The 7,441-nt window shown below is 68.8% G+C and carries 5 protein-coding genes and 1 pseudogene; 1 reads left to right on the top strand and 5 read right to left on the bottom strand.

Annotated elements, in window-relative coordinates; genetic code table 11:
• Positions 1-141: 141 nt before the first annotated feature.
• The 3 genes from ACIRJT_RS23240 to ACIRJT_RS23230 form a co-directional block, all read right to left on the bottom strand.
• Complete coding sequence (locus tag ACIRJT_RS23240; protein ID WP_215108758.1) at positions 142-717, bottom strand: TerD family protein; 576 nt, start codon at positions 715-717, stop codon at positions 142-144.
• A 138-nt stretch (positions 718-855) separates the two neighbouring features.
• Entirely contained in the window at positions 856-1,314 is a 459-nt protein-coding gene (locus ACIRJT_RS23235; protein WP_403912026.1) for a peroxiredoxin, read from the bottom strand.
• Between the two features lie 169 nt (positions 1,315-1,483).
• Complete coding sequence (locus ACIRJT_RS23230; RefSeq protein ID WP_164615316.1) at positions 1,484-1,921, bottom strand: DUF3052 domain-containing protein; 438 nt, start codon at positions 1,919-1,921, stop codon at positions 1,484-1,486.
• Positions 1,922-2,418: 497 nt separating this feature from the next.
• On the opposite strand from ACIRJT_RS23230, the gene aceE reads away from it, so the two are divergent.
• The gene (aceE, locus tag ACIRJT_RS23225) at positions 2,419-5,151 is read left to right on the top strand and encodes a pyruvate dehydrogenase (acetyl-transferring), homodimeric type (RefSeq protein WP_403912023.1); all 2,733 of its coding nucleotides are present in this window, start codon (positions 2,419-2,421) and stop codon (positions 5,149-5,151) included.
• 62 nt (positions 5,152-5,213) lie between these two features.
• Here aceE and ACIRJT_RS23220 read toward each other — a convergent pair whose 3' ends face one another.
• The gene (locus tag ACIRJT_RS23220; RefSeq protein ID WP_403912020.1) at positions 5,214-5,618 is read right to left on the bottom strand and encodes a peptidase inhibitor family I36 protein; all 405 of its coding nucleotides are present in this window, start codon (positions 5,616-5,618) and stop codon (positions 5,214-5,216) included.
• A 152-nt stretch (positions 5,619-5,770) separates the two neighbouring features.
• Positions 5,771-7,415: pseudogene (locus ACIRJT_RS23215) on the bottom strand (MFS transporter); the annotation flags it as partial.
• Between the last annotated feature and the right edge of the window lie 26 nt (positions 7,416-7,441).

Genomic DNA, 7,441 nt, shown 5'->3' with positions numbered 1-7,441 from the left:
TGGGCCCCCCCTCGGGGGGGCCCCCCGGCTTGGTATACCCCGCGGCGGGGGGGGGCCCCCCCCGGGGCCCGGGCGCCCCCCCCCCCCCGGTGGGTGGGGGCCCGGCGCGTTGGGCCGGGCACCCACCGGGGCCCAAGGGCGTCAGACGTTGACGCCGAAGTCCTGGGCGATGCCGCGCAGGCCCGAGGCATACCCCTGGCCGATGGCGCGGAACTTCCACTCCGCGCCGTTGCGGTAGAGCTCGCCGAAGACCATCGCGGTCTCCGTCGAGGCGTCCTCGCTCAGGTCGTAGCGGGCCAGCTCGGTGTTGTCGGCCTGGTTGACCACGCGGATGTACGCGTTGCGGACCTGGCCGAAGCTCTGCTGGCGGCTCTCGGCCTCGTAGATCGAGACAGGGAAGACGATCTTGTCGACGTCGGCCGGCACGGCGGCCAGGTTCACCTTGATGACCTCGTCGTCGCCCTCGCCCTCACCGGTGGTGTTGTCACCGGTGTGCTCGACGGAGCCGTCGGGGCTCTTCAGGTTGTTGAAGAAGACGAAATTGCCGTCGGCGGCGACCTTGCCCTCGGCGTTCGCCAGCAGCGCGCTGGCGTCGAGGTCGAAGTCACCACCGGTGGTGGTGCGGGCGTCCCAGCCCAGACCGACGATGACCGCGGTCAGGTTGGGCGCGGCCTTGGTCAGCGAGACGTTGCCGCCCTTGCTGAGGCTGACTCCCACGAGTCCTCCAGTAGTTTTCTCAGGAGCCGGCGCACGCCGGCTTCCCCGTCGTTCATTGGCATCGGATCAACGAATGGATCCTAGTGACCGGTTCCCGGCCAAAACAGGCTTTTGACCGGGCGTCGCCAGGAGATCGTCTCAGAGCGCTTCGAGCGCCTTGACGTAGTCGTTCAGGTCGCGGGCGTCCGGGAGCCCGTTCACGACGCTCCAGCGGACGACGCCCGCCTTGTCGATGACGAAGGTGCCGCGCACGGCGCAGCCCTTGTCCTCGTCGAAGACGCCGTACGCCCGCGAGGTCTCCCCGTGCGGCCAGAAGTCGGACAGCAGCGGGTACTCCAGGCCCTCCTGCTCGGCGAAGACGCGCAGGGTGTGGATGGAGTCGTTGGAGACGGCGAGGAGCTGGGTGGACTCGTTCTCGAAGCGGGGCAGCTCGTCGCGGAGCGCGCACAGCTCGCCGGTGCAGACGCCGGTGAAGGCGAACGGGTAGAACACCAGCACCACGTTCTTCTCGCCGCGGAACTCCGACAGCCGCACGGTCCGGCCGTGGTTGTCCTTGAGCTGGAAGTCCGGGGCCCGACTGCCGACCTCGATCGTCATGGAACACGTATCCCTTCGCCGCTTCTCCGCATCCCGGGCCGGGTCCGTCCGGGTGACACCCACCCTACGCAGGGGCCCGGGGCAGGACCCGGAGGGGCCGTGGACGCACGAAGGGCCCCCACGGGCGCGGTGTGCGCCCGTGAGGGCCCCGGGTGGTGCACAACGTGGTTCAGCGCTTGCCCTTGGCCCCCTTGGGGGTGACCAGACGGCTGCCCGTCCAGTCCTTGCCCGCGCTGATGCTCTTGGTCTGGGCGAGACCGGCTGTCTGGGCAGCCTCATTGATGTCGCTCGGTTCGACGTATCCGTCACGGCCGGTCTTCGGCGTCATCAGCCAGACCGTACCGCCGTCCTCGATCAGACCAATGGCATCCACCAGCGCGTCCGTAAGGTCGCCGTCCTCGTCGCGGAACCAGAGCAGGACGACGTCTGCGACGTCGTCGTACTCCTCGTCGACGAGTTCCTGGCCGGTAGTGGCCTCAATGCCCTCACGGAGCTCCAGCTCGACGTCGTCGTCGTAGCCGATCTCCTGGACCACTTGTCCGGGCTCGAACCCCAGGCGTGCTGCCGGGTTGGTCCGCTCCTCCGCGTGGTCCGCGGTCGCGCTCACGGGTTGCCTCCTGATCATGTCTTCGGAAAATGCTGCAGCCACGCGCGTGCGCGGGGCGTTGGCCGTAGTCCACACGGGCTCGGCGAATCGCGCAAGTACCCAGCGTGCGAGACCGCCTATACGGTGACGTTCCCTGCCACGTCGCCGCAAGTTCAGGCATGTCTCTCCGGCGGCTTCCCGGGGGCTCCCCCGGGTCACTCCATCCGTTTACGTCCTTCCTCAGCTTATGCGGTTTCGATCCGCCAATCGGAGTCGAACAGCCTTTGGGAACACTTGGACGCCTTGGGCGTAAGGTTGCGGTTTGCCCGTACCCAGCCGCGTACTGCCCACACTCGTGCCCCATGGACGCGTTCCGGAACCTCGGGGTTACCCCACGGTAAAGATGACGTTCGGGCCCTCGCGGTAGCACGATGGAGGCGGCGAACCCAGAGTTGTCCCCCGGGGGCGTGTGCCCGTAGCAGGCCCCGTAGAGCACCACCGAACAGCGAAGGAACAGTGTGGCTTCCGGATCCGATCGCAACCCGATCATCATTGGCGGCCTTCCGAGCCAGGTCCCGGATTTTGATCCTGAGGAGACCCGGGAATGGCTCGACTCCCTCGACGCCGCCGTCGACGAGCGCGGCCGTGAGCGCGCCCGCTACCTGATGCTCCGGCTCATCGAGCGCGCGCGGGAGAAGCGCGTCGCCGTGCCGGAGATGCGCAGCACGGACTACGTGAACACGATCGCCACGAAGGACGAGCCGTTCTTCCCCGGCGACGAGGAGATCGAACGCAAGGTCCTCAACGCGACCCGCTGGAACGCCGCGGTGATGGTCTCGCGGGCCCAGCGTCCCGGGATCGGCGTCGGCGGCCACATCGCCACCTTCGCCTCCTCCGCCTCGCTGTACGACGTGGGCTTCAACCACTTCTTCCGGGGCAAGGACCAGGGCGACGGCGGCGACCAGATCTTCTTCCAGGGACACGCGTCCCCGGGGATCTACGCCCGCGCTTTCCTGCTGGACCGGCTGAACGAGGCGCAGCTCGACGCGTTCCGCCAGGAGAAGTCGAAGGCCCCGAACGGGCTGTCCAGCTATCCGCACCCGCGGCTGATGCCGGACTTCTGGGAGTTCCCGACCGTCTCGATGGGCCTCGGTCCGCTCGGCGCGATCTACCAGGCGCGGATGAACCGCTACATGGAGGCGCGCGGCATCGCCGACACCTCCAAGTCGCACGTGTGGGCCTATCTGGGCGACGGCGAGATGGACGAGCCGGAGTCCCTGGGCCAGCTGTCCATCGCTGCCCGTGAGGGCCTGGACAACCTGACCTTCGTGGTCAACTGCAACCTCCAGCGGCTGGACGGACCGGTACGCGGCAACGGCAAGATCATCCAGGAGCTGGAGTCGCAGTTCCGGGGCGCCGGCTGGAACGTCATCAAGCTGGTCTGGGACCGTTCCTGGGACCCGCTGCTGGCGCAGGACCGCACGGGCATCCTGGTCAACCGGCTGAACACCACGCCGGACGGCCAGTTCCAGACGTACGCCACCGAGACCGGTGAGTACATCCGCGAGCACTTCTTCGGCGACGACCCGCGCCTGCGGGACATGGTCAAGGACATGACCGACCAGCAGATCCTGCACCTGGGCCGCGGCGGCCACGACCACCGCAAGGTCTACGCGGCCTACGCGGCGGCCAAGGCGCACAAGGGCCAGCCGACGGTCATCCTGGCGCAGACGGTCAAGGGCTGGACCCTGGGGCCGAACTTCGAGGGCCGCAACGCGACCCACCAGATGAAGAAGCTCACGGTCGAGGACCTCAAGCGCTTCCGGGACCGGCTGCACATCCCGATCACGGACAAGCGGCTGGACGAGGGCTACCCGCCCTACTACCACCCGGGCCGCGACTCGGAGGAGATCCAGTACATGCACGACCGCCGCCAGGGCCTGGGCGGTTACGTCCCGACCCGCGTGGTGCGTGCGAAGCCCCTTCCACAGCCCGAGGACAAGACGTACGCGGCTGCGAAGAAGGGTTCTGGCTCGCAGTCGATCGCCACCACCATGGCGTTCGTGCGCGTCCTGAAGGACCTCATGCGGGACAAGGAGATCGGCAAGCGTTTCGTGCTGATCGCCCCGGATGAGTACCGCACCTTCGGCATGGACGCTTTCTTCCCGAGTGCGAAGATCTACAACCCGCTGGGTCAGCAGTACGAGGCGGTCGACCGCGATCTGCTGCTCGCGTACAAGGAGTCCCCGACGGGTCAGATGCTGCACGACGGCATCTCCGAGGCGGGCTGTACGGCCTCCCTGATCGCGGCCGGTTCGGCGTACGCCACGCACGGCGAACCGCTGATCCCGGTGTACGTCTTCTACTCGATGTTCGGGTTCCAGCGCACCGGTGACCAGTTCTGGCAGATGGCCGACCAGCTCGCGCGCGGCTTCGTGCTCGGCGCGACCGCCGGCCGTACGACGCTGACCGGTGAGGGCCTCCAGCACGCGGACGGCCACTCACAGCTGCTCGCCTCGACGAACCCGGGCTGTGTCGCGTACGACCCGGCCTACGGGTTCGAGATCGCGCACATCATGAAGGACGGGCTGCGCCGGATGTACGGCGAGGCGAACGAGGACGTCTTCTACTACCTCACCGTCTACAACGAGCCGATCCAGCACCCGGCCGAGCCGGAGGACGTGGACGTCGAGGGCATCCTCAAGGGCATCCACCGCTTCAGCACCGGTGAGAAGGGCGAGATCCCGGCCCAGATCATGGCGTCCGGTGTGGCGGTCCCCTGGGCCATGGAGGCGCAGCGGATCCTCGCGGACGAGTGGAACGTCAAGGCGGACGTCTGGTCGGCGACCTCCTGGAACGAGCTGCGCCGCGAGGCGGTGGACGTCGAGCGCTACAACCTCCTGCACCCGGAGGAGGAGCAGCGCGTCCCGTACGTGACCAGGAAGCTCGAAGCGGCCCAGGGCCCGTTCGTGGCGGTCTCGGACTGGATGCGTTCGGTTCCGGACCAGATCGCGCGCTGGGTCCCGGGCGCCTACCAGTCGCTGGGCGCGGACGGCTTCGGCTTCGCGGACACCCGGGGTGCGGCCCGCCGGTTCTTCCACATCGACCCGCAGTCGATCGTGCTGGCGGTCCTCACCGAGCTGGCCAAGGAGGGCAAGATCGACCGGTCGGCCCTGAAGACGGCGGTGGACCGCTACGAGCTCCTGGACGTGACCGCGGCCGATCCGGGCGCGGCGGGCGGCGACGCGTAGGCAAGGACAGCCGGGAGGGGCGGTGGCGCTGGAGCGTCGCCGCCCCTCCCGCGTGTCCGGGCTCAGTTCTCCCAGATCTTGAAGGCCCGTACCTGGTACGGGGAGCGGGGCGTCCAGGTGCCGCCGCCGGGGTACGTCTCGAACTCCCCCGTCTCCGCGCACTCGGCGGACTGATAGGTGGTGACGGGCCGCCCGGTGCGGTTGGCGAGCGACTGGGCGTCGCCGCCCTTCGGCAGCGGGACGCAGCTCTCGATGTCCACGCCGGAGAGCTCGTAGGTGTGGCGGGCCCCGGTGAAGTCGGGCTTCTTCCAGAGGCAGAACCTGCCCGCCTCGCAGGTCCCGAGGGCGACGCCCGGGGACCGCTCGGGGGCCGCGGCCGCCCGGTCGTGGGTCAGGGCCTGGGGAACGAGTGCGGTGACGGCCAGGGCGGCCGCGAGAACGGTCGTACGGGTCAAGGTGGTACGCATGGTGGATCAACCCCCGTGGTTGGTCGGTGTTCGCTTCCGCCGCTCACTCTGTGTCACCGGGCACGGTGTGCGGAAGGGCGGCCGGGGGTGCTCCACCCTGATAGGCGAGAGCCCCGCCGAAAGGATTCGGCGGGGCTCCGGCCTGCGCTGTGTTGACGGCCTGCGCGGCGTCGGGCGTCAGATGTGGCCGACTCCGGCGCCCGCCTCGGCGTTCGCGCCGCGCTTGGTGAGGGTGGCGACGAAGGCGGCGACCACGGCGACGATGCCCGCGACCGTGAAGGCCAGGCCCATGCCGGACATGAACGTGTCGTGGATGACCCCGCCGATGCTGTCGATGACGTCCGGCGTCATGCCGGGAGCCTTGGCGAGCTCCTCGGCCGGGACCATGCCGAACTCCGCGGCCTCCTCCAGCTTCGGGTCGGGTGCTCCGGGCAGGCCCGCGCCCGCCCAGTTGTCCGCGAACTCGGAGCTGACCTTGGAGGACATGACCGCTCCGAGGACGGCGGTGCCGAGCGCGCCGCCGACCTGCATGGCGGCCTGCTGGAGACCGCCGGCCACGCCGGACAGCTCCATGGGCGCGTTGCCGACGATGACCTCGGTGGCGCCGACCATGACCGGGGCGAGCCCGCAGCCGAGGAGGGCGAACCAGAGGGACATCGCGAAGGTGCCGGTGGAGTCGCTGAGCGTGGTCATGCCGAACATCGCGGTGGCCGTGCAGACCATGCCGCCGACCAGCGGGACGCGCGGGCCGAACTTGGTGATCAGCAGGCCGGCGACCGGCGAGGAGACGATCATCATGGCGGTCAGCGGCAGCAGGTGCAGACCGCTGTCGACCGGGCTGAGGCCGTGGACGCCCTGGAGGAAGAACGTCACGAAGAAGAGGCCGCCCATGAAGGCGAAGGCCATCAGCATCATGAGCACGACACCGGCCGTCAACGGGATGGAGCGGAACATCCCCAGCGGGACGAGCGGTTCCTTGACCTTGGTCTCCCAGAGGCCGAAGGCCAGGAAGAGCAGGATCGCGAGGCCGAGCCACGCCCAGGTGCGCCCGTCGCCCCAGCCCCAGGACTCACCGGCCTTGATGATGCCCCAGATGAGGGAGAACATCGCGCCCGAGAGGAGCACGATGCCGAGGATGTCGAAGGAGCGCGGCGCGTTGGCGGCGCGGTGGTCCTTGAGGATCACCAGGCCGAAGACGAGCGCGATGATGCCGACCGGCACGTTGATGAAGAAGACCGACTGCCAGCTGACGTGCTCGACGAGCAGACCGCCGACGATCGGGCCGCCCGCGGTGGACGCGCCGATGACCATGCCCCAGATGCCGATCGCCATGTTCAGCTTCTCGGCGGGGAAGGTGGCGCGCAGCAGGCCCAGGGCGGCCGGCATCAGCAGGGCGCCGAAGAGGCCCTGGAGCACGCGGAAGAGAACGACCAGGACGATCTCTTGGGAGAAACCGATCGCGGCGGAGGAGATGGCGAATCCCGCGATACCGATCAGGAAGGTCTGACGGTGGCCGAAGCGGTCGCCCAGCTTGCCCGCGGTGATCAGGGCGACGGCGAGCGCCAGGAGATAGCCGTTGGTGATCCACTGAACATCGGCGAGCGATGCATTGAGGTCGTCCTTGATCGCGGGGTTCGCGATGGCGACGATGGTGCCGTCGAGGGCGACCATCATCACGCCGAGGGCGACGGCGAAGAGGGTCAGCCAGGGGTGGCCGCGAAGCCCCTTGACCGGGGCGGGTACTGCGTTGTCTTCCGGCTCCCGCGGCGCCTTCTCGACGGTGGTCTGACTAGTCATACGGCGAGACTAGTGACAGCTACTGA

The organism is Streptomyces sp. NPDC102283, from assembly GCF_044766265.1.
Classification (GTDB): domain Bacteria; phylum Actinomycetota; class Actinomycetes; order Streptomycetales; family Streptomycetaceae; genus Streptomyces.
Note: the sequence above shows the minus strand (reverse complement) of the source record. Positions and strands in the feature narration are given on the sequence as shown.